At 67.3% G+C, this 266-nt stretch carries 1 protein-coding gene; it reads left to right on the top strand.

Annotation, left to right across the window (positions count from 1 at the left end):
• Positions 1-266 (top strand): hypothetical protein (locus MFF21_RS23750; protein WP_238315052.1); only part of this gene is annotated, 266 nt, incomplete at both ends.

Raw genomic sequence — 266 nt, 5'->3', positions numbered from 1 at the left:
GCCAGGAATGAACCAGTCACGCCCAATCCCGCCTACGCCCCCGCATCCCACGCCCGAAGACGACCTCGCCTTCATTCGCCGCCTCATGCAGGGCGCGCGGGTGAGCGCAGCGGGCCACAGCGGGCACCTGATCCTGTGGGGCTTCCTGCAGGCCGCCGCCGGAGGTATGGCGCAACTGGTACGTCAGGGTGTCTTCCATCTCTCCATCAATTGGATCTGGGCCGTGGCGATCGGCATCGGCTTTACGGGCTCGGGGCTGCTCGCAC

Source organism: Methylobacterium organophilum (genome assembly GCF_022179465.1).
In the GTDB taxonomy this organism is placed as follows: domain Bacteria; phylum Pseudomonadota; class Alphaproteobacteria; order Rhizobiales; family Beijerinckiaceae; genus Methylobacterium; species Methylobacterium organophilum.
This window is presented reverse-complemented; position numbering and strand designations above follow the sequence as displayed.